The organism is Klebsiella sp. D-Nf1, from assembly GCF_002810515.1.
GTDB classification, from domain to species: domain Bacteria; phylum Pseudomonadota; class Gammaproteobacteria; order Enterobacterales; family Enterobacteriaceae; genus Klebsiella; species Klebsiella variicola.
The window spans coordinates 330854-350368 of sequence record NZ_PIOK01000001.1 but is presented as its reverse complement, the minus strand read 5'-3'; the positions used below and the strand labels follow the sequence as shown (position 1 = coordinate 350368).

The 19515-nt window shown below is 56.5% G+C and carries 17 protein-coding genes and 2 tRNA genes; 7 read left to right on the top strand and 12 right to left on the bottom strand.

Annotation, left to right across the window (positions count from 1 at the left end; all coding sequences use genetic code 11):
* Positions 1 to 31 precede the first annotated feature (31 nt).
* Both mdoH and mdoG read right to left on the bottom strand, forming a co-directional pair.
* Complete coding sequence (gene mdoH / locus CWM54_RS01615; protein WP_100695725.1) at positions 32 to 2560, bottom strand: glucans biosynthesis glucosyltransferase MdoH; 2529 nt, start codon at positions 2558 to 2560, stop codon at positions 32 to 34.
* Positions 2553 to 4106 (bottom strand): glucans biosynthesis protein MdoG, encoded by a 1554-nt coding sequence (mdoG, locus tag CWM54_RS01610; RefSeq protein ID WP_165785871.1) that lies wholly within the window; start codon positions 4104 to 4106, stop codon positions 2553 to 2555. Before mdoG ends, mdoH begins: the two co-directional genes overlap by 8 nt.
* Positions 4107 to 4357: 251 nt before the next feature.
* Here mdoG and mdoC point away from each other — a divergent pair, with 251 nt between their 5' ends.
* Positions 4358 to 5518 (top strand): glucans biosynthesis protein MdoC, encoded by a 1161-nt coding sequence (gene mdoC, locus CWM54_RS01600; protein ID WP_061155096.1) that lies wholly within the window; start codon positions 4358 to 4360, stop codon positions 5516 to 5518.
* A 34-nt stretch (positions 5519 to 5552) separates the two neighbouring features.
* On the opposite strand, the gene CWM54_RS01595 is transcribed toward mdoC, so the two are convergent.
* The 6 genes from CWM54_RS01595 to ghrA form a co-directional block, all read right to left on the bottom strand.
* A complete protein-coding gene (locus CWM54_RS01595) occupies positions 5553 to 6146 on the bottom strand; it encodes a TetR/AcrR family transcriptional regulator (RefSeq protein WP_100695723.1) in 594 nt (197 codons plus the stop codon).
* Positions 6147 to 6212: 66 nt separating this feature from the next.
* Positions 6213 to 6740 (bottom strand): O-acetyl-ADP-ribose deacetylase, encoded by a 528-nt coding sequence (gene ymdB / locus CWM54_RS01590; RefSeq protein ID WP_100682153.1) that lies wholly within the window; start codon positions 6738 to 6740, stop codon positions 6213 to 6215.
* 152 nt (positions 6741 to 6892) lie between these two features.
* Positions 6893 to 7375: a DUF1097 domain-containing protein gene (locus tag CWM54_RS01585; RefSeq protein WP_100695721.1), complete on the bottom strand. Its 483-nt coding sequence runs from the start codon at positions 7373 to 7375 to the stop codon at positions 6893 to 6895.
* 103 nt (positions 7376 to 7478) lie between these two features.
* Positions 7479 to 8033, bottom strand: coding sequence for a molecular chaperone (locus CWM54_RS01580; RefSeq protein ID WP_100682151.1), 555 nt, complete (start codon positions 8031 to 8033; stop codon positions 7479 to 7481).
* 22 nt (positions 8034 to 8055) lie between these two features.
* Positions 8056 to 8793, bottom strand: coding sequence for a phosphatase (locus CWM54_RS01575; RefSeq protein ID WP_008805956.1), 738 nt, complete (start codon positions 8791 to 8793; stop codon positions 8056 to 8058).
* A gap of 88 nt (positions 8794 to 8881) precedes the next feature.
* Positions 8882 to 9820 (bottom strand): glyoxylate/hydroxypyruvate reductase GhrA, encoded by a 939-nt coding sequence (ghrA, locus tag CWM54_RS01570; RefSeq protein ID WP_100682150.1) that lies wholly within the window; start codon positions 9818 to 9820, stop codon positions 8882 to 8884.
* A gap of 268 nt (positions 9821 to 10088) precedes the next feature.
* On the opposite strand from ghrA, the gene CWM54_RS01565 reads away from it, so the two are divergent.
* The 3 genes from CWM54_RS01565 to CWM54_RS01555 all read left to right on the top strand — a co-directional run bounded on the left by CWM54_RS01565 (position 10089) and on the right by CWM54_RS01555 (position 12232).
* Positions 10089 to 10176, top strand: a tRNA-Ser gene (locus CWM54_RS01565).
* A 525-nt stretch (positions 10177 to 10701) separates the two neighbouring features.
* On the top strand, positions 10702 to 11565 hold the full coding sequence (locus tag CWM54_RS01560; RefSeq protein ID WP_061155103.1) for an arginase family protein: 864 nt from the start codon (positions 10702 to 10704) through the stop codon (positions 11563 to 11565).
* Between the two features lie 94 nt (positions 11566 to 11659).
* Entirely contained in the window at positions 11660 to 12232 is a 573-nt protein-coding gene (locus tag CWM54_RS01555; protein ID WP_100696874.1) for a TetR/AcrR family transcriptional regulator, read from the top strand.
* 189 nt (positions 12233 to 12421) lie between these two features.
* Here the strand turns inward: CWM54_RS01555 and CWM54_RS01550 are convergent, their stop codons facing one another.
* Positions 12422 to 13327, bottom strand: a complete 906-nt coding sequence (locus CWM54_RS01550; protein ID WP_100695719.1) for a LysR family transcriptional regulator — start codon at positions 13325 to 13327, stop codon at positions 12422 to 12424.
* Positions 13328 to 13441: 114 nt separating this feature from the next.
* Between CWM54_RS01550 and CWM54_RS01545 the strand changes: the two genes are divergently transcribed.
* From CWM54_RS01545 to CWM54_RS01535, 3 genes are all read left to right on the top strand, one after another.
* Positions 13442 to 14302, top strand: a complete 861-nt coding sequence (locus CWM54_RS01545) for a pirin family protein (RefSeq protein WP_061155105.1) — start codon at positions 13442 to 13444, stop codon at positions 14300 to 14302.
* Between the two features lie 18 nt (positions 14303 to 14320).
* A complete protein-coding gene (locus CWM54_RS01540; protein ID WP_002898927.1) occupies positions 14321 to 14998 on the top strand; it encodes an isochorismatase family protein in 678 nt (225 codons plus the stop codon).
* A gap of 145 nt (positions 14999 to 15143) precedes the next feature.
* Positions 15144 to 15231 (top strand) — tRNA-Ser (locus CWM54_RS01535).
* Positions 15232 to 15786: 555 nt separating this feature from the next.
* Here CWM54_RS01535 and phoH read toward each other — a convergent pair.
* The 3 genes from phoH to efeO all read right to left on the bottom strand — a co-directional run bounded on the left by phoH (position 15787) and on the right by efeO (position 19495).
* Positions 15787 to 16575 (bottom strand): phosphate starvation-inducible protein PhoH, encoded by a 789-nt coding sequence (gene phoH, locus CWM54_RS01530; RefSeq protein WP_002898923.1) that lies wholly within the window; start codon positions 16573 to 16575, stop codon positions 15787 to 15789.
* Between the two features lie 504 nt (positions 16576 to 17079).
* Positions 17080 to 18363: an iron uptake transporter deferrochelatase/peroxidase subunit gene (gene efeB, locus CWM54_RS01525; protein WP_100681509.1), complete on the bottom strand. Its 1284-nt coding sequence runs from the start codon at positions 18361 to 18363 to the stop codon at positions 17080 to 17082.
* A gap of 4 nt (positions 18364 to 18367) precedes the next feature.
* Positions 18368 to 19495 carry an iron uptake system protein EfeO gene (gene efeO / locus CWM54_RS01520; protein ID WP_100695717.1) on the bottom strand — a complete coding sequence of 376 codons (1128 nt, stop codon included), beginning with the start codon at positions 19493 to 19495 and terminating at the stop codon, positions 18368 to 18370.
* Positions 19496 to 19515: the final 20 nt, after the last annotated feature.

The following is a 19515-nucleotide window of genomic DNA, read 5'->3' as shown; positions in this document are numbered from 1 at the left end:
ATCGCTGCCGGTATTTTCCTTTACGTACGGCTTATTTCGTTTTCAGCGCCAGCGGGTTAAGCGCTAACTGCTGATAGGCGTTGACCCATGATGAATATTTCTCCGGCGCGGCCCAGACGCGATAGTGCAGACGCGACATGGTTACCGGGTCGCTCAACAGCACCAGTCGACGATCGCGGTTCAGCTTATCCGGCGTTTCGTTCAGCGCCTGCTCAACGTGGCGCTCGCGAGCGATCTCAAGGATATGACCATGACGATGGCGCGCGGTGGCCATCGCCGTGGCGAGGGCGTTAAACGACGGATTGAATACCGCGTGCATGAAGCCATCGTCCAGCGAACGCTGACGGTTCAGCGTCAGGTATGCGTCGGTATCCTTGAGCACCTGCGGCGGCGAATACTCTTCCGGGATCAGGAACAGCTTCCAGCGCTTGCTGCGCAGGCCCACGGTCGCCCGGCTGGAGATCGCCGACACAAACGGCGACAGGATCAGCGAGACAACAATCGGCGCCAGCCAGAACAGGAAGCGCAGATCCAGCCATGCCATCCCGACTGCCCACACCAGCCCCAGCAGCATTTGAGAACCGTGACGCATAAAAGCTTCTCCCCACGGCGTGGAGTCATCATCACGCTGCGGCGAATTCCACACCACTTCCCAGCCGAGGAAGGCGCTGACCACGAAGACGGTGTGAAACAGCATGCGAACCGGCGCCAGCAGGACCGAGAACAGGACCTCCAGCAGCAGAGAGAGCGTGACGCGGATAAACCCGCCGTACTCTTTCGGCCCTTTACACCACACCAGAATAATACTCAGCAGCTTCGGTAGGAACAGCAGCACCATGGTCGAAGCGAACAGCGCGATGGCCAGCTCCGGACGCCACTGCGGCCACACCGGGAACAGCTGACGCGGCTGCAGGAAATACTGCGGCTCGGTCAGGGCATGCACCACCTGCAACGCCGTCGACAGGGCAAGGAACATAAACCATAGCGGCGCTGACAAGTACGACATTACGCCGGTGAGGAATACCGCCCGGTGAACCGGGTGCATCCCTCTGACGAGGAACAGGCGGAAGTTCATCAGGTTGCCCTGACACCAGCGACGGTCGCGTTTCAGCTCGTCCAGCAGGTTCGGCGGCAGCTCCTCATAGGAGCCCGGCAGATCGTAGGCAATCCACACCCCCCAGCCGGCACGGCGCATTAGCGCAGCTTCGACGAAGTCGTGCGACAGGATCGAGCCGGCAAAGTTACCCTCGCCCGGCAGCGGCGCCAGCGCGCAGTGCTCAATGAACGGTTTCACGCGGATAATGGCGTTGTGTCCCCAGTAGTGAGACTCCCCCAGCTGCCAGAAGTGCAGACCCGCCGTAAACAGCGGACCGTACACCCGGGTGGCAAACTGCTGGCAACGCGCATACAGCGTGTCCATGCCCGAAGCGCGCGGGGATGACTGGATGATCCCGGCGTTCGGGTTCGCTTCCATCAGGCGCACCAGGCTGCTCAGACACTCGCCAGTCATCACCGAGTCAGCGTCCAGCACCACCATATAGCTATACTGGCTGCCCCAGCGGCGGCAGAAATCATCGATGTTGCCGCTCTTACGCTTCACGCGACGACGACGGCGACGGTAGAAGATCTGCCCTTCGCCCTGCACTTCGGCAATCAGCTCCATCCACGCCTTTTGCTCAGCCACACAGATATCGGGGTTATAGCTGTCGCTGAGGATATAGACGTCGAAATGAGCGGCGTTACCGGTCGCTTTCACCGACTCCCAGGTCGCCCGCAGCCCGGCGAAAACGCGGTCAACGTCTTCGTTACAGATCGGCATAATAAGCGCCGTACGGTGCGCCGGGTTCAACGGTTCGTCACCAACCGTCGAGGCGGAAATACTGTACTTGTCGCGGCCGATCAACAGCTGCAGAAAGCCCATTAACGCGGTCCAGAAGCCGGCGGAAACCCAGCAGAACAGCACCGCGAAGAGGATCAGAATGCCGCTCTGCAACACGTACGGCAGCAGCTGCATGAACGAGATCCACAGGTTCTGCCCCACCATGTCGGCCGGGTTGATCAGCGCCCAGCCCTGATAAGGCAGAATGGTTTTCATATACCAGGTGGCCACCACGGTCTGCGACAGCGTCAGCAGCAGCAGGATGTAGCGACGAATGGTGCCGACGGTACGCCATTTTTGCTCACTCTCGCGCTCTTCTTGCGTCAGGCGGGAGAGATAGCGCGGCGTGACATCGCGGCCGCGCAGACGATCCCAGAAGCGGCCGACCGGGTTAGTCCGCCACGGGTCCGGGATCATCGAGGAACGCCTGGCTTTCGGCATAGCATGCAGCTGGGTACGACCTTCGTCATCCTTCACCAGTTGATCGCCAGAAAGCGAATCCGGCCAGCTGTGCGCCAGACGCGCCTTCACCGACCCCAGCGGAGAGTCGTCTTCGCGGGCGAAGGTCTGATGTTCGTCATCCAGGGCCTGATGAACGGCCTGCAGGCTGGTGTCCGGCAGCGCCGATTTTTCGGCGTCCGACAGCGGCAATGCGTCAATGTACTTCGTTATCTTATTCATTGGCAGGCAGCTGATAGCTCCAGGTTTCGCTCAACGTGTCATCACCGTTAACCAGTGCGGCACGCATTTCCGTCGTTTTCTTCGGATCTTTGACCTTCAAACGCAGGATCATCCGCCAGCCTTTGGTCACTGGATTGTAACGCACGGTATTTTCAACGATTTCCGCGTTATCGCCGGTGCTCGCCTGAGCAGCGACCGGGGTATCCGCTGGCAGTTTCTTCATATCGGCGCCGGTGAAGTCGACAATGAAGGCAACCGTACCGTCCGGCTGACGGATCAGGTTCGACTGCTTAACGTCGCCGGTAGAGCGGCGGGTCTGCATAACGTAAGCGTTATCTGGCGCATGCAGCCTGTCTTCATCGCGGCTGAAGGTGATGGTGTATTTGAAGTTCATCTCCTTGCCCGGCTCCGGCAGCTGATCCGGCGTCCAGTAAGTCACGATGTTATCGTTCGTTTCATCGTTGGTCGGAATTTCAACCAGCTCGATTTTCCCTTTGCCCCAGTCCCCTTTCGGGGTGATCCAGGCGCTTGGACGCAGGTCATAACGATCGTCGAGATCCTCGAAGCGCGAGAACTGACGGCCGCGCTGCAGCAGGCCGAACCCTTGCGGGTTTTCCATCGCATAGCTGCTGACAGCCAGGTGTTTCGGATTGTTCAGCGGACGCCAGATCCACTCGCCGTTACCGGCCAGGATCGACAGACCATTGGAGTCGTGCAGCGCCGGACGATAGTTGAGCGTCGGAGAAGGCTGGTTGGAACCGAACAGGAACATGCTGGTCAGCGGCGCCACACCCAGTTTGCCTACTTTGTCACGCAGGTAAACTTTGGACTGCACGTCCACGACGGTGTCGCGTCCCGGCATGATCACAAAGCGATAAGCACCGGTTGCCCGCGGGGAATCCAGCAGCGCATAGATAGTCAGACGCTTGTCAGTGGCTTTTGGACGTTCGATCCAGAACTCACGAAAACGTGGGAATTCTTCGCCGGACGGCAGCGCGGTATCGATAGCCAGGCCACGCGCGGACAGACCGTAAACCTGACCCTGACCCAGCACGCGGAAGTAGCTGGCACCGAGCATGCTGACGATTTCATCGTTCTTATCTTTGCTGTTGATCGGATACAGTACTTTGAAGCCAGCGAAACCGAGGTCTTTCACTGTGTCTTTATCGTGCTGGACGTTACCAAAGTTAAAATAGTCCGGACTATATTTAATTTTGCGCACGCTGGTCGCCGTCACTTCATTGATGGTGACCGGCGTGTCGAAGTACATCCCCTGATGGTAAAATTCAAGCTTGAATGGGGTTTTCTGGTTATTCCAGTAAGCTTTATCGTGATTAAACTGAATTTGCTGGTAGTCCGCGTATTTCATGTCGCGGAAAGCGGAGGGCAGGTTACTCTTCGGCGCTTCATAGCCTTTCCCGGCTAACGTTTTGGCCTCTTTTGCAACGTCATCAATGCTAAACGCCCATGCAGATGAAGTACACAGGGACAACATTACGGCTGCGCTTAACCAACGCATTTTCATCATCTGTGGTTTATGTTTCATATAAGTAAGCACTTCCCCCTTTGTGTGCTTAAATCGATCCGATCTATTTTAATGGAAACTCAGGCAATCCGACAACATAATCCCTGCTTTGTTCAGCCTGGCGGCACAGGGAATAAACAGTTCGCTGTCCCGTTTGCACTTTGAGTGCTTATCCTGGAGACAGTTACCCCGAGTTCATGTAGGGTTGCTGATAATGTAAGCGTTATCACCTTGAGTGATAAGACGAATTATCTGAGATTGTCGTGAATCGTATGAATAATACTCCGGTACAGCGTGAATATTTCTTCGACAGCATCCGCGCCTGGTTGATGCTGCTGGGGATCCCTTTCCACATTTCGCTGATTTATTCCAGCCACAGCTGGCATGTCAACAGCGCCGAACCCTCGTGGTGGTTGACGCTGTTTAATGACTTCATCCATGCCTTTCGCATGCAGGTCTTCTTCGTCATCTCCGGCTATTTCTCCTACATGCTGTTTCTGCGCTACCCGCTGAAAAAATGGTGGAAAGTGCGCGTCGAACGAGTCGGTATTCCGATGCTGACCGCCATCCCGCTGCTGACGCTGCCACAGTTTATTATGCTGCAGTACGTCAACGGCAAGGCGGAAAACTGGCATACCCTTTCCATATACGACAAATTTAACACCCTGGCCTGGGAGCTTATTTCCCACCTGTGGTTTTTACTGGTTCTGGTGGTACTGACCTCGCTGGGGGTGGTGCTGTTTAAATGGCTGACGCGCCGCCCGGCTGGCCACGGCCTCGCCTTCAGTGACACTGTCACTATGGGTCAGTTGACGATGATTTTCCTTGCGCTGGGGGTCTTTTACGCGCTGATCCGTCGGTCCTTGTTCCTGATCTACCCGCCCCTGCTGAGCAATGGTCTGTTTAATTTCGTTGTGATGCAGACGCTGTTCTATCTGCCCTTCTTTGTGCTGGGCGCACAGACCTTCATTAACCCGCGCTTAAAGACCATGTTCACCACTCCGTCACCGTGGTGCTGCGCAGCGGCGCTGCTGGGGTTTATCGCCTACCGGCTGAATCAGCAGTATGGGTCCGGCGACGGCTGGATGTATGAAACCGAATCGGTGATTACTATGGTGTTGGGGCTGTGGATGGTCAATGTGGTCTTTTCGCTCGGCCATCGACTGCTGAACTTCCAGTCGGCGCGCGTGACCTATTTCGTCAATGCCTCGCTGTTTATTTACCTGGTGCACCACCCGCTGACGCTGCTTTACGGGGCGTGGATCACCCCGGCCATCAAGTCCAATACCTTAGGCTTTATTGTCGGGCTGGTTTTTGTGGTGGGTATCGCGCTGATCCTGTATGAAATTCACCTGCGCATTCCGCTGCTGCGTTTCCTGTTCTCCGGTAAACCGATGAACAAACCGGCCAAAACCCCGGCTTCGGCCAGCTAATTTGCCGCGGGTGCGGCACGCCAGGCGTGCCGCATTACCCCTGCTCGTCAAAAAGCCGGTCGAAAATCATATTATACAGGGCTTCTAAATCCGCCTTATCGACCGGGGTCGAGGCGTTCAGCTCACAGCGGTAGGCTGCCCCCTCCGTCAGAACAGCGATGAGCTCTGATGCGGCATTGCGCCGCGCATCGCTGAGCCCGGGATGGTAGCGCTGCGACAGCCGCCCTCCCTCCTCTTTCAACCGCCGATCGGCCTGCACCAGGATCTCACGCAAGCGTGGATTACGCGAGGATTCGGCGTTGATCTCCATCAGCAGATAATTATCGCTTTTGGTGGCTGCCGACGTCGGGATCCTGCCGGCCAGCACCGCCGCTTTGCGCGCCAGATTGTGGTTCTCATCGATCATCTCCCCGACCCTGGCGTTGACGATTTCGCTGACAATCGCTTCGATGATCGCCTCTTTGCTGGCAAAAATACGATACAGCTGACCAACGCTCAGGCCCGCCTCGCGGGCAATATCGGCAACGGAAGCGCCATGCAGCCCCTTTTCAGCAAAACACCTTTGCGCAGCGGCAACGATCTCTGCGCGGCGCGCCTGCTGCTTCTGCTGTACTTTTCCTTCTGACACCCTGCTCCCTCCTGCTATCCATCTTTCCCGTCAATACCGGCGGTTATCATAGCCTATTCTGGTGGATCAGGGGTATGACGCCAGCAGGCGGCGATAGATAGCCGCCGTTTCCTCATCAAAACAGACGAACAGGACGCGCTCAAGGGGATTATAGCGAGTGAGAAACGCGGTGACGGTGCGCACGGCGATCTCCGCCGCTTCCTCTTTCGGATAGCCATACACGCCGGTGCTGATCGCCGGAAACGCAATGGAGCGATAGTTGTTTGCCGTGGCCAGCTGCAGACTGTTTTTGTAAGCATCCGCCAGGGTTTGCGCTTCCATGTGGTCGCCGCCGTGCCAGACCGGGCCCACGGTGTGGATCACCGCGCTGGCGGGAAGATCGCCCGCAATAGTGATCACCGCATGACCGGGAGGACATTCGCCCTGCTGCTGCAACACCTGTTTACAAGCCGCCAGCAGCGCCGGACCAGCCGCCCGGTGGATCGCGCCATCCACCCCGCCGCCGCCCAGCAGCGAGGGGTTTGCCGCATTAACAATCACATCGACATCAAGCGTCGTAATATCGCCGAGAATTACCTCAGGTTGAACAGCCATTTCTCCTCCTGTCGGCATAGCGCGTGGATACGGCTTTCTGCCGATACTAGGGCATTCCCGCCCCCGGGAGCAAGATTATCCCTCAGCACTGGCGACGGGAAGCTAAAAAAAACAGGACCCTAAGGGTCCTGTTGAGCCTGTTGTTTCGCCGGTCAGGCGTTGTCATTAGCGAACGATTTATGTTTGCCCGCGCGGGCCGCCAGCCACAGGCCACTATTCTTCATGGCATAGCCAAAAACCAGACCCAACGCCAGGGAGGGCGCCACCAGGCGCCAGTCGCCGTCTGCCGCAAAAGTCGCGCAGGCGCCGATAAAGGTGCCCGGTACAAACGACAGCAATGTCTGTCGCGCCTGAATGCACATCAGGAAAGCGACGATACCGGTCATCATATAGCTGAGGATCTGCAGCTGCGGGGCCAGTGCGCTACCGTGGATAATCACTAATGCCCAGACCACGCCGCTAATTACCGTACACGAGGAGATTGCCAGACCTTTCAGACCGCCCTGCGGGCAGGCGAAATAGGCCGTACAGCCGAGGAAACCGGCCCAGCTCAGCAGGCCGAGAGCGACCGCCACCCATCCCCAAATTCCGGAGAGAATGCCCGTCGTTAATGCGATTGCGAAGAGTATGTTCATGGCGCGTATCCTAGCAGATACGCGCCGGAAGAATGAGATCTAAAACACAGTATATGAATGAACCTAATTTCATTTGCATTCAAATAGTGATTTACATCACATATTATTGCTCATCTTCTTCCTGAAGCTCGTCCCACATCGCGGCGATGGCGTCGCGGGTCAATGGCGCCATGGTGCGCCAGAACGGCGTGTGGGCATGGGCTTCGACTTTGCCCAGCATCGTCCCGCACCATGGCAGGATATAGTCAGCAAAGAGGAACTCCAGCGTCTCGCTCTGGTCTTCTGTAGCATGATCCTCAAGCCAGGAGGCGGCCAACAGCAGCGATCCGAAATGATCCGCCGGACCCTCCCCTGTCGGGATGCCGTGTTCGCTCATAAAAGCCCGTACTTCTGCTTCCGAGGAACCCTCCACCCACGCGCTACGGTACGGCGGCACGCTGCAGGCTTCACCGACGAACAGCGCATTATAGTCCGTCGCCAGGGACTGCATCTCACAGCTTTTCTGCAGACGCGCCAGCAGTTCATCCTGCTCAAGCGGCCAGCTGGCAGCCAGTTTGCCCTCACGGATCAGGGTAAACAGCGGCACCAGCAGCGGGTCCTGCGGTTGACGGTAATACAGCGAACCCAGCACGCGGCAGAGGATTGAAAACTCGTTCATTCAGTTATTCCAGTTATACAAATTAAAGGTCAGCAAATTCCGGGATCGCCGGCATGCCCCGCGACTCGAGGAAGTTGAGCAGGCGACGCGGAGAAACGTTGAGGATCCTCTCCTCCGGAAAATCGACCGCATCAAGGATCTTGCGGCATTCGGTAAATTCCCCGAGGGTAAAGGCAGTGTGAGAGTCCGAGCCCAGCGCCACCCATCCCCCGGCATCACGCACCGCCGCAGCGATAGCTCGACAGTTATCTTCACTGCCCACACGCGATGAAATAAAAGAGGAGTTATTAATCTCCAGCGCCACCTGATAGCGGGCCGCCGCTTCGGCAATGGCCGGGATATCCACCGGGAATTTCGGATTACCCGGATGGCTAATCATATGCACCTTACCGCTGGCCATCGCGGCGATCATCGCCTGCGTATGGGTGTCACGATCCTGCGGCGGGAACACCGGCTCATGGAATCCGGCGATGATCAGATCAAGCGAGGTTAACATCGGCCCGGAGCAGTCGATCTCACCTTCGATATTTTTAATATTCGACTCAATACCGCGCAGGATCCCCACCCCGTCTACCAGGCGGGGCCAGATGCGCATATTAACGAAGTGCCAGTAGTGCGGGGCATCCGCCATATCCGGGCCATGATCGGTGATGGCGAAGAGTTTGATCCCTTTACGCTTTGCTTCCGCAATATAATCGTGCAGGGTGCTGTAGGCGTGGGTGCTGGCGACGGTATGCATGTGCAGGTCAACGGGATACATCACATTCTCCTCTTCTGTTTGCCGCAAGAATAGCAGGAAACCGGGCTATTGATTAGCAAAAACCCCGCCGTGGCGGGGTTCTCTCGTCTTAATAACCGCGCTGGCGGTCGACCTGACCGCTTACCGGTTCCCCTCGCTCAAGCCGGTTAATGGTCCCCGCAATGTAGGTGATAGCTTCCATTGGACGGGTCACTGCCGCCACATGGGGGGTCATGGCCACCCGCGGATGCGCCCATAGCGGGCTCTCCTGCGGCAACGGTTCGCGACTGAAGACATCGAGCATCGCCCCTTTGAGCTTACCGCTGTTCAGCGCCGCCAGCAGATCCTCTTCAACGACATGCACGCCGCGAGCAAGGTTAAGGACATAGCTCTCATCCGGCAGCTGCGCCAGCAGCGTTTGGTTAATAATACCGGCGGTTTCGGCGGTATTCGGCAGCAGGTTGATCAGCACGCGAGTGCCCTGCAGGAATTCGCCCAGCTCGGCCTGACCGGCGAAGCTCTGCACCTGTGGCCAGGATTTGCGGCTACGGCTCCAGACGCGAAGCGGGAACCCCCAGGATTGCAAGCTTTCCGCGACCTTCGCCCCCAGCACGCCGGCACCCATAATACCGACGGTAAATTCGTCGGCGCGATACTCGGGCAGCGGCTGCCAGCGGGAAGCCAGCTTCAGCGCCTGATAGTCATCAAAGCGGCGGAACCAGTGCAACACCTGGCTCACGGCATACTCCTGCATCTGCCGTCCCATACCGGTATCTTCGAGGCGAAACAGCGGAATAGACAGCGGCAGCATATCCGGATGGTCGCGCAGCTTACTCAGGATTGAGTCCACGCCCGCCCCGAGGGCAAACACGGCCTTCAGCGCCCGGCCCTGCAGCATCTCTACCGGCGGATGCCAGACCAGGGCATAGTCAGCCGGCTGGTTGTCACCCGCTTTCCACTCACGCACCCGCGCACCGGGTAACTGTTTTTCCAGCTCACGGATCCAGAATGGGGTATCAAAGGTCTGATGGTAAAAAATAATCTCCATAGGGGCTCCTGATAGCAGACGCCTTTGGCCGATTGACGCTGGCGTCTTATTTTACTCATTGTTTTCTATTGGTTTGCCAGCATAACAAAATTCTCCCGAGCGAAAAGGGAAAAGGCACTGGCGACAAAAAAAACGGATTTCGCGCGTTTAAGGAGCAAGTTGCTCGAAGTTTGTCTAAACGCGCTTTTTTTGCAAAAAGTTGATTGACGGGCGATACGTATTTCCCTACATTAGCGCCCGTTCCCGACAACAACGGGAAAGACAATATGGTGAGGTGTCCGAGTGGCTGAAGGAGCACGCCTGGAAAGTGTGTATACGGCAACGTATCGGGGGTTCGAATCCCCCCCTCACCGCCATATTTTAAGAAGAGCTCGTACGAAAGTACGGGCTTTTTTTTCGCCTGTGGCACCCGCCGGGGGGATGAGAATCCCCGACCGGGGTTCGACAACTGGCAACGCCAGTTGGACAGACCGCGAGCCTGCGAGCGGGCTGCCCCGCAGGGGCGAGCGAAGCGAGTCAATCCCCCCCTCACCGCCATATTTTAAGAAGAGCTCGTACGCAAGTACGGGCTTTTTTTCGCATGTAGCACCCGCCGGGGGGATGAGAACCCCCGACCGGGGTTCGCCAACTGGCTTTGACATTACTCAGTATTGTCAAAGCCAGCCTTTGGTTCACACGATTAACAGCGCAGCGAAGATGTTCGCCTACACTATCCCCTCTTCCGCTTTGAGCCACCCGGCATAACGAAAATCATATCGCTCCGGATGGTGTAGGTTATGCATTAACGAAAAGTGCTTTGTTACTTGCGTATCGACCTTAACTCAATGTAAAAATGAATGAACACTCATTCATTTTAGCACATGACAACACAGAAGGTACCAATGAATAGCAAAACACTGAGACTTATATTTCCTCAATGGCAAGGCGGTAACAATCCTCCCTACTATCTTGGCTCACAGCTCCTCTCGTTTCTCTCTCCTGAAGCAAAAGGGCCCGTTGAGACCGTTCCTGTTGAGTTGCCAACAACAGGGCCATTGCCAGAGATTAATGACATCACGGCTAAACCATCCCTCATCAGGCAGCTCAGTAATGCTGCCACACTGATTGAAAAACATGATCCCAATAGCATTGTCATTTTAGGCGGAGACTGCCTGGTTTCGCTGGCGCCTTTCGCCCACCTGCTCGATAAGTACGGAGACAAACTCGGTGTGCTCTGGATTGACTCGCATCCTGACGTACAGACTGCTGAACAATATCCAAACGCGCATGCCCATGTGCTTGGTGCGCTAATGGGTACGGGTGATAACGATTTAGTTGCCCATGTAAGAACCAAACTTAACCCGTCAAAAATAATGATTGCCGGTATCCACGATCCACTTCCTTATGAAGCTGAATACCTCACTCGCCATAACATTACGACGCTAGCACCTGAACAGGTTAAAAGCGGCGAAGATGAAGTCCTGGAGTGGATATCGAAAGAAAAGATTGCGTATCTGGCGATCCATATCGATCTGGACGTTCTCGACCCGTCTCTGTTCCGCTCCGTTCTTTTTGCAAAACCGGGGCGCGGAAAACACGATTTTGGCGACGTTGCTGAAGGCAAACTGACGATTGAGGATGTACTCAATCTGATTGCGGCAGCGACGACAAAAGCAGTCCCCGTTGGCCTGACAATTGCTGAACATTTGCCCTGGGACATGCTGAATCTCAAGAACATGCTCAGTGAATTACCCCTGCTAAAGTAAGACGAAATCCAGGAGTCAGACGACAGAGTTTAGCTCTGGCTCCTTGCATAAAAGCGCGTTAAAGTTTGGGCACCGAATTTACCAAGATGCCGATATGTTAAAAAAAACCGAAACCTACCATAAGTTGATTACGGCTGCTGCTGCCTGCTTTGCGGAAAAAGGCTTTAGTGCGACAAGCATACGTGAAATCGCTACCCGGGCAGGAATCAGTCAAGGAGCAATGTATACGTATTTCAAAAGTAAGGATGAGCTTGTTAAGGCAATTGTACTGGAAGAGCAGAACTCCGCGTTGACTGCCCATAATGCGACCTATGCAGGCTCTTATTTTGATCGCCTTTGTGCACAAGTCACGTCCTGTATTAGTGAGATCGGTTACCCTATCACGCATCAACTTTGGGTTGAAATCATGGCTGAGTCTGCGCGCAATCCAGAACTGAGAAAAACGTATATCTCCAGCGATGACATCATGCGGAAAAGCTTCGCGAGGCTCATCCAGGAGGGTATCGCTGCCGGAGAGTTTCGTCGCGATATTAATCTTGAAGAAGTCACGATCATTATTTTTGCCCTTATTGACGGTTTAATCGCTCGTCAGGCAATAAACATGGCCTTCTCATTCAGGGATGATCTGCCAATGTTTTTTGACGTTATGGCAAAATTGCTTAAATAATACCAGACGGTCATAGTAAAACGATGTATCGAAAAAACCAGAGGTTGCTTATAACAGCCAACGCTCTCAAGCGGCAAACGACTCACACAGTGAGCAATCTTTCACGCCCCTACGCGATTGCGAAGAGTGCGTGAAAAAGTACGGACGCTTTTCACATATGAGTTCCAACAAAAAACCTCTGCCTCCCCATCAATCCTCCTCCATCCGCTGATACTCTTCGCTGAGGTAGTCCACCAGCGCCCTGACGGAGGGCAGCAGCCCGCGCCGCGAGGCAAATACTGCATGGATCACTTCCCGCCGCGGCTGCCACTCATCCAGTACCACCTCTAATTCTCCTGACGCCAGCTGATCGCGTACCATTAATAAAGGAAGCTGTACCACGCCTACGCCGGCCATCGCCGCCTCGCGCAGCGCCAGCATATCGGTGGTCACCATTCGCGGCGTGAAATACACTTCCGCTCTCGCTCCCTCAGGCCCGGTGAGCTGCCATTTATGCTGATGCTTGTTCGCTCCCAGGCTGAGCCCCGGCCAGGCACTCAGTTCAGAGGGTGCCTGCGGGCGCCCGAGTCGGGAAATCAGCTCCGGACTAGCCACCAGCCGGTGCCCGCGGTCCGCCAGCACGCGCATCACCAGATCGCTGTCCTCGATGGGCCGGGGACGGACGCGGATCGCCACATCAATCCCCTCCCCGACCACATCCACCCGGCGGTTGGTCGCCTCAAGATGCAGCGTTACCCCGGGATAGCGCGCCATAAATCGCGCCAGCATCGGTCCAATATGGACATGCAGCAAGGTGACCGGACAGGTGATCCTGACGCTACCGCGTGGCTCGGCGCGCAGCGTCTCGACCGCCTGCTGCGCCGCCTCGGCCTCTATCAGCATCGCTTTGCAATGCTGGTAAAAAGTCTGCCCGACCTCGGTAACCGCGAACTGACGGGTGGTTCGCTGAATCAAACGCACGCCCAATCGCTCCTCGAGTTGCGCAATGCGGCGGCTGAGCTTGGATTTCGGCTGGTCAAGCGCTCGCCCCGCCGCGGCGAAACCGCCATGGTCTACCACCTCGACAAACCAGGCGAAGTCATTGAGATCCTGCATCCTTCCTCCATTGTTCCATTTTTGGAACAGTATAGGTCATTTTTGCTCACTACCGCACACGTCGTCCCGGATATAAGCTTATTCACATCAGATACCGATACACAGGAGAAAGCCATGAAACAGATTACAGGAGTCTACACCGCGCCTGCGCAGCATTGGGTAGGTGATGGCTTCCCGGTTCGTTCGATGTTTTCTTATCAGACGCACGGCCAGCAGCTGAGTCCCTTCTTACTGCTCGACTATGCCGGGCCGTACACCTTTCCGGCAGGCAGCGATAAACGCGGCGTCGGTGAGCATCCGCATCGTGGATTCGAAACCGTCACCATCGTCTACGCCGGTGAAGTAGAGCATCGTGACTCCACCGGACGCGGCGGAGTGATTGGCCCGGGCGACGTGCAGTGGATGACGGCGGGCGCCGGGATCCTGCACGAAGAGTTCCACTCGGAAGCCTTCACCCGCAGCGGCGGCGAGCTGAAGATGATCCAGCTGTGGGTCAACCTGCCCGCCAAAGACAAAATGACGGCCCCCGGCTATCAGAGCATTACCGCCGGGACGATCCCCAGCGTCGCGCTGGCGAATGGCGCCGGACAAGTTCGAGTTATTGCCGGCCAGTATGACGACGTCAGCGGCCCGGCCCATACCTTCTCACCGCTTAATGTGTGGGATCTGCAGCTGAATCAGGGGCACGACCTCACGCTGCGCCAGCCGGAAGGCTGGAGTACCGCGCTGGTGGTGCTGGAAGGGGAAGTGATCATCAACGGTTCCGAGTCCGCCCGCGAAGGTCAGTTGGCCGTCCTGAGCCAGACAGGAGACGCCCTGCATCTGGAGGCGACCGCCCAGGCAAAAGTTCTGCTGATGGCCGGCGAACCGCTGCAGGAGCCGATTGTGGGTTATGGCCCCTTTGTCATGAATAACAAAACGCAGATCGCAGAAGCCGTTCGCGATTTTAACAGCGGCCGCTTTGGCCAAATCTAACTGATTGAGGTGAATACTATGTCTACTCCCGCTAACTTTAACGGTGCTCGTCCGGTGATTGATGTTAACGATACCGCAATGCTGTTGATTGACCACCAGAGCGGCCTGTTCCAGACCGTCGGCGATATGCCAATGCCAGAGCTGCGCGCTCGCGCCGCCGCGCTGGCCAAGATGGCGTCGCTTGCCGGGATCCCGGTGATCACCACCGCCTCCGTGCCGCAGGGGCCGAACGGTCCGCTGATCCCGGAGATTCATGAAAACGCGCCGCATGCGAAATACATCGCCCGTAAAGGCGAGATTAACGCCTGGGATAACCCGGAATTCGTCGCCGCGGTGAAAGCGACCGGTCGTAAGACGCTGATTATCGCCGGAACCATTACCAGCGTTTGCATGGCCTTCCCGGCTATCGCCGCTGTCGCCGACGGTTATAAAGTGTTTGCCGTGATTGACGCTTCCGGCACCTACAGCAAAATGGCGCAGGAAATCACCCTGGCTCGCGTGGTACAGGCTGGCGTAGTGCCGATGGATACCGCTGCCGTCGCCTCTGAGCTGCAGCGCACCTGGAATCGCCCGGACGCCGCAGAATGGGCGGAGGTGTACACCAAAGTCTTCCCGGCCTACCAGCTGCTGATCGAAAGCTACAGCAAAGCGCAGGACGTGGTGAAGAATAACGAACAGCTGGATTCTCAGCGCTAAAAACCCCGCCCCGCTGTACCGCAGCGGGGTGTTGTTCATTGCGTGAGCGAACGGTAGAGAAAGAAGAAAATATGCTTGACCGTTTTAACGCAACTCCCTATAGTAGCGCCCCGTTGCCCACCCAAGGTGAGCAGCAAGACAATATGGTGAGGTGTCCGAGTGGCTGAAGGAGCACGCCTGGAAAGTGTGTATACGGCAACGTATCGGGGGTTCGAATCCCCCCCTCACCGCCATATTCGAGATGAGAGCCTGTACGCAAGTACGGGCTCTTTTCTTTTATATTCTCCGCTGGGGGGGGATGAGAACCCCCGACCGGGGTTCGACAACTGGCGCAGCCAGTTGGACAGACCGCGAGCCTGCGAGCGGGCTGCCCCGCAGGGGCGAGCGAAGCGAGTCAATCCCCCCCCTCACCGCCATATTTTAAGAAGAGCTCGTACGCAAGTACGGGCTTTTTTTTCGCATGTGGCACCGCAGACATCCCCGGGGTCGGCATCAATGCCTCTCCCGGGCTACCAGATCGTACCCGCCAGGTAGTCCGGCCACGCGCAGTACCGCCGGGAAGCGAGTCAATCCCCCCCTCACCGCCATATTTTAAGAAGAGCTCGTACGAAATTACGGGCTTTTTTTTCGCATGTGGCACCGCAGACATCCCCGGGGTCGGCAGCAATGCCTCTCCCGGGCTACCAGACCGTACCCGCCAGGTAGCCCGTCCTGGCGCAGCGCCGCCGGGAGGATGCCCAAAAACAACAAAGCCCGGGCTAGCCCGGGCCTTGCTCACAGTATGACGATTAATAATAGGCTTTCAGCGTCCGCTGGCAGAGAGCCGAGCGCACGCAGTCATCGGTGGTGAAACGCACGATGCCGATCATCTCGTCTTCCTCAAAACGCGCCAGCGCATCACTTAGGCCAGATCTCACACCAGAGGGCAAGTCGCACTGGGTGATATCGCCATTGACGATGACCGTCACGTTCTCCCCGAGGCGGGTCAAAAACATCTTCATTTGCGCTGCGGTCACGTTCTGGGCCTCGTCCAGAATCACCACCGCATTTTCAAAGGTACGTCCGCGCATATAGGCGAACGGCGCGATTTCCACCTTGCCGATTTCCGGACGCAGGCAGTACTGCATAAAGGAAGCCCCCAACCTTTTCACCAGCACGTCGTAAACCGGTCGGAAATAGGGAGCGAACTTCTCGGCGATATCTCCCGGTAAGAAGCCGAGATCTTCGTCGGCCTGCAGAACGGGACGGGTAACAATAATTCTGTCCACATCCTTATGGATCAGCGCTTCAGCTGCTTTCGCCGCACTGATCCAGGTCTTGCCGCATCCGGCTTCGCCGGTGGCGAAAATCAGCTGTTTATTGTCGATGGCATTCAAATAATGCGCCTGAGCCTCATTGCGCGCCTCAATTGGGGAAGTATCACGGCTGTCCCGCGCCATGCCAATTGCTTCTACGCCACTCATTTGCACAAGCGATGTGACCGATTCTTCTTCACGTTGTTTATGGCTACGTGAATCCCGTCTCAGCACACGTTTTGCTTCACGACGAGCTTTGATCACTGCTTTTTGTCTTCCCATGGATAGCACCTTGCGTTGTAGGTTTACATCACACGCGTCAACATCGACGCGACTATGCGCACGAACGATTGAGGTTTGGCTTCCTTGTAAGCCATTGCTTGCCGGTAGAACTGACAACGAGTCGCGGCTACGCGCACCGCGTACCCTGCCAAGGTTGTAATAATTTGAAGCGGAAGGAGAAAGGGTAAGAAAATCGCTGCCGGAAGCGGGGCTTCCGTGCTGAAGAGTACGGTCTGTGGTTTTACGTTGTCCGGTACGGGACCTTACCATTCGCGATCTCCATAGTGAAACGTCACACTGCCGGGAACTACCGCGTATGTAATAAGTACATCAAAAAAGATTCTTAATGCAACTTATTTTTCACAATGACGCAACAAATAGTTCTTAAGCAAGTGTAGGAAACTATCGGTCATTTGTATTACAGAAATATAACACATGGCAGGAAATATAATAAAAAAGAGAAAAACAGCAGAAAACGCCCTGCCCTCACGGACAGGGTCGGTATCAGGCCTGCAGCAGCGACTGCGCCAGATAGTGCTTATCATCCACCACGCCGGGTAAAACAAAGAAGTAGCCCCCGCCGATGGGTTTGACGTACTCCTCCAGCGCCTCGCCGTTAAGCCGTTTCTGCACCGTCAGAAAACCCTTTTCCAGATCGTGCTGATAGCAAACGAACAACAGCCCCATATCCAGTTGCCCGGCGTTAGTGACGCCCAGCGAATAGCTGTAGCCGCGGCGCATCATCAGGCTGGACTGGGTTTCCGGCGTGCGAGGATTGGCCAGACGAATATGACTATCCAGCGCGATCGTCTCCCCGCCAGGATCTTTGCTGTAATCCGGGGTATCGTGTTCGTTTTTCATCCCCAGCGGCGCACCGCTGTGCTTGTCGCGGCCAAAGATCGTCTGCTGCTCTTTCAGCGGCGTCCGGTCCCAGAACTCGACGTGAAACTGGATGATGCGCGCCGCCTGATAGCTGCCGCCCACGGTCCAGGCCGGCTCATCCTGATCGGCTGTCACCCACACGACTTTATCCATCAGCGCGCTGTCGTGGCTCGGCGGGTTAGCGGTGCCGTCCTTGAATCCCAGCAGGTTGATCGGGGTCTCTTTGCCTTTACTGCGCGCCGCGCTGTCGGAGATAAACCCTTCCCGCTTCCAGCGCACGCTCAGCAGATCCGGCGTATGTTTGATGACATCACGCAGGGCATGGATCACCGTATCCTGAGTATTGGCGCAGATCTGCAGCAGCAGGTCGCCATGACACAGGGCGGCATCCAGCGAATCGTTGGGGAAGCGGGTCATCGGCTGCAGTTTTTTCGGCGCTTTATCCGCCAGGCCAAAACGCTCATCAAACAGCGAATGGCCAACAGAGACGGTCATGGTCAGGTTATCCGGTGCAATCCACGCCCCTAAGATGCCGGAATCCATCGGCGGCAGCCGCGGATTAGGCGTATCCGGCGCCGGGCCGCCCTGAGTTAAAAAGGCGATACGCTGAGTCAGCAGCCGAAACAGGCGCTCGAGGTCGGCTTTATCGGCCGCCAGCACATCGAACGCCACCAGCATCATCGAGGCCTGCTGCGGCGTCAGGATGCCCGCCTGATGCGGGCCGTAGAAGGGCTGCTTTTCCTGACGGGCGTCGGGTGCCAGCGTCCCGGGGGAACTTTCCGCTTTTGCCGCATGCGCCACCGGGCAGCCGCCGGTGATGGCCAGCGCGCCGCCAAGCGCGCCGATCCCTTTCAGTAAGCGACGACGTGACGGCTCGTTCACGTCGTGGGGTTTCTGTTGTGCCATCGACTTAGTCCAGACCCAGGATCCCGCGCAGCTGAGCCAGATCTTCCGCCAGGGTGGTGATCGGCCCTTTTAGCGCATTACGGTCAGCGGTAGTCAGCTTATCGTAGGTCTCGAAACCGTCTTTGGTGCGATATTTGCTGAGGATGCTGTCCACTTTCTTAAAGTTGGCGTCCACTTTCGCCAGCAGCGCGCTGTTCTCTTTTTGCAGCTGCGGGCGCAGCAGGTCGACAATTTTCTGTGCGCCATCAATGTTGGCCTGGAAGTCCCACAGGTCGGTGTGGCTGTAACGATCTTCTTCGCCGCTGATCTTGCTGGCCGCAACTTCCTCAATTAATCCGGCCGACCCGCCCACGACTTTTGACGGCGGGAATGCCAGCTCGCTGATACGCTTTTGCAGCTCCAGCACATCGCTGTTCAGCTGATCGGCATATTTTTCCATCCCCTTGACGCTGTTATCGCCAAACAGCGCTTTTTCCAGACGGTGGAAACCAGTGAATTTCGGATCTTCCGCTTTTTTCTCGAAGTCGTCTTCGCGGGCGTCGATGCTGCCGTCAAGGTCAGAGAACAGCTCGGCAATCGGCTCAATGCGCTCGTAATGCTGGCGCGTTGGGGCGTACAGCGCTTTCGCTTTTTCGATGTCGCCCGCTTTCACCGCGTCGGTAAAGGCTTTGGTGCCACTGACCAGCTGCGCGGTTTCCGCCGTCACATAGGCTTTGTAAGCGGTGATCGCGTCGCCGAGGCTCAGCACCGCATCCGCTTTCGCCGCGTCTTTGGTTGCTTCGCCGGTGACAATCAGTTTCCCTTTCGGGTTGGTGAGCAGGCCGCAGGTCATATCATATTCGCCTGGCTGCAGGTTAGCAGTGAGCTTTTGGGTAAAGCCCGGCGCGATGTTCTCACGCTCTTCCACCACCATGACCCCTTTCAGAATTTCCCACTCCAGCGCTTTCTGGCTATGGTTCTGAATAATAAACTGGTTTTTACCCGCTTTAACGGTCACCTGCATCGGCTCGCACTGCTTGTCGTTGACGGTGACTTTGACCTGCGGGATATCCGCAGCCTGAGCACCCAATGCAGAGCTGAGCAGCGCGGCCACGGTCGCCCGCAGCGCATTACGGCGAAAATGAATCATCATGATCATCCCTTTCGGTAAGT

Excerpts from the sequence above, each read along its gene's own strand:
- mdoH (WP_100695725.1), bottom strand. The coding sequence starts at position 2,560 with ATGAATAAGATAACGAAGTACATTGACGCATTGCCGCTGTCGGACGCC.
- mdoG (WP_165785871.1), bottom strand. The coding sequence starts at position 4,106 with ATGAAACATAAACCACAGATGATGAAAATGCGTTGGTTAAGCGCAGCC.
- mdoC (WP_061155096.1), top strand. The coding sequence starts at position 4,358 with ATGAATAATACTCCGGTACAGCGTGAATATTTCTTCGACAGCATCCGC.
- ymdB (WP_100682153.1), bottom strand. The coding sequence starts at position 6,740 with ATGGCTGTTCAACCTGAGGTAATTCTCGGCGATATTACGACGCTTGAT.
- CWM54_RS01585 (WP_100695721.1), bottom strand. The coding sequence starts at position 7,375 with ATGAACATACTCTTCGCAATCGCATTAACGACGGGCATTCTCTCCGGA.
- CWM54_RS01580 (WP_100682151.1), bottom strand. The coding sequence starts at position 8,033 with ATGAACGAGTTTTCAATCCTCTGCCGCGTGCTGGGTTCGCTGTATTAC.
- CWM54_RS01575 (WP_008805956.1), bottom strand. The coding sequence starts at position 8,793 with ATGTATCCCGTTGACCTGCACATGCATACCGTCGCCAGCACCCACGCC.
- ghrA (WP_100682150.1), bottom strand. The coding sequence starts at position 9,820 with ATGGAGATTATTTTTTACCATCAGACCTTTGATACCCCATTCTGGATC.
- CWM54_RS01560 (WP_061155103.1), top strand. The coding sequence starts at position 10,702 with ATGAATAGCAAAACACTGAGACTTATATTTCCTCAATGGCAAGGCGGT.
- CWM54_RS01555 (WP_100696874.1), top strand. The coding sequence starts at position 11,660 with ATGTTAAAAAAAACCGAAACCTACCATAAGTTGATTACGGCTGCTGCT.
- CWM54_RS01550 (WP_100695719.1), bottom strand. The coding sequence starts at position 13,327 with ATGCAGGATCTCAATGACTTCGCCTGGTTTGTCGAGGTGGTAGACCAT.
- CWM54_RS01545 (WP_061155105.1), top strand. The coding sequence starts at position 13,442 with ATGAAACAGATTACAGGAGTCTACACCGCGCCTGCGCAGCATTGGGTA.
- CWM54_RS01540 (WP_002898927.1), top strand. The coding sequence starts at position 14,321 with ATGTCTACTCCCGCTAACTTTAACGGTGCTCGTCCGGTGATTGATGTT.
- phoH (WP_002898923.1), bottom strand. The coding sequence starts at position 16,575 with ATGGGAAGACAAAAAGCAGTGATCAAAGCTCGTCGTGAAGCAAAACGT.
- efeB (WP_100681509.1), bottom strand. The coding sequence starts at position 18,363 with ATGGCACAACAGAAACCCCACGACGTGAACGAGCCGTCACGTCGTCGC.
- efeO (WP_100695717.1), bottom strand. The coding sequence starts at position 19,495 with ATGATGATTCATTTTCGCCGTAATGCGCTGCGGGCGACCGTGGCCGCG.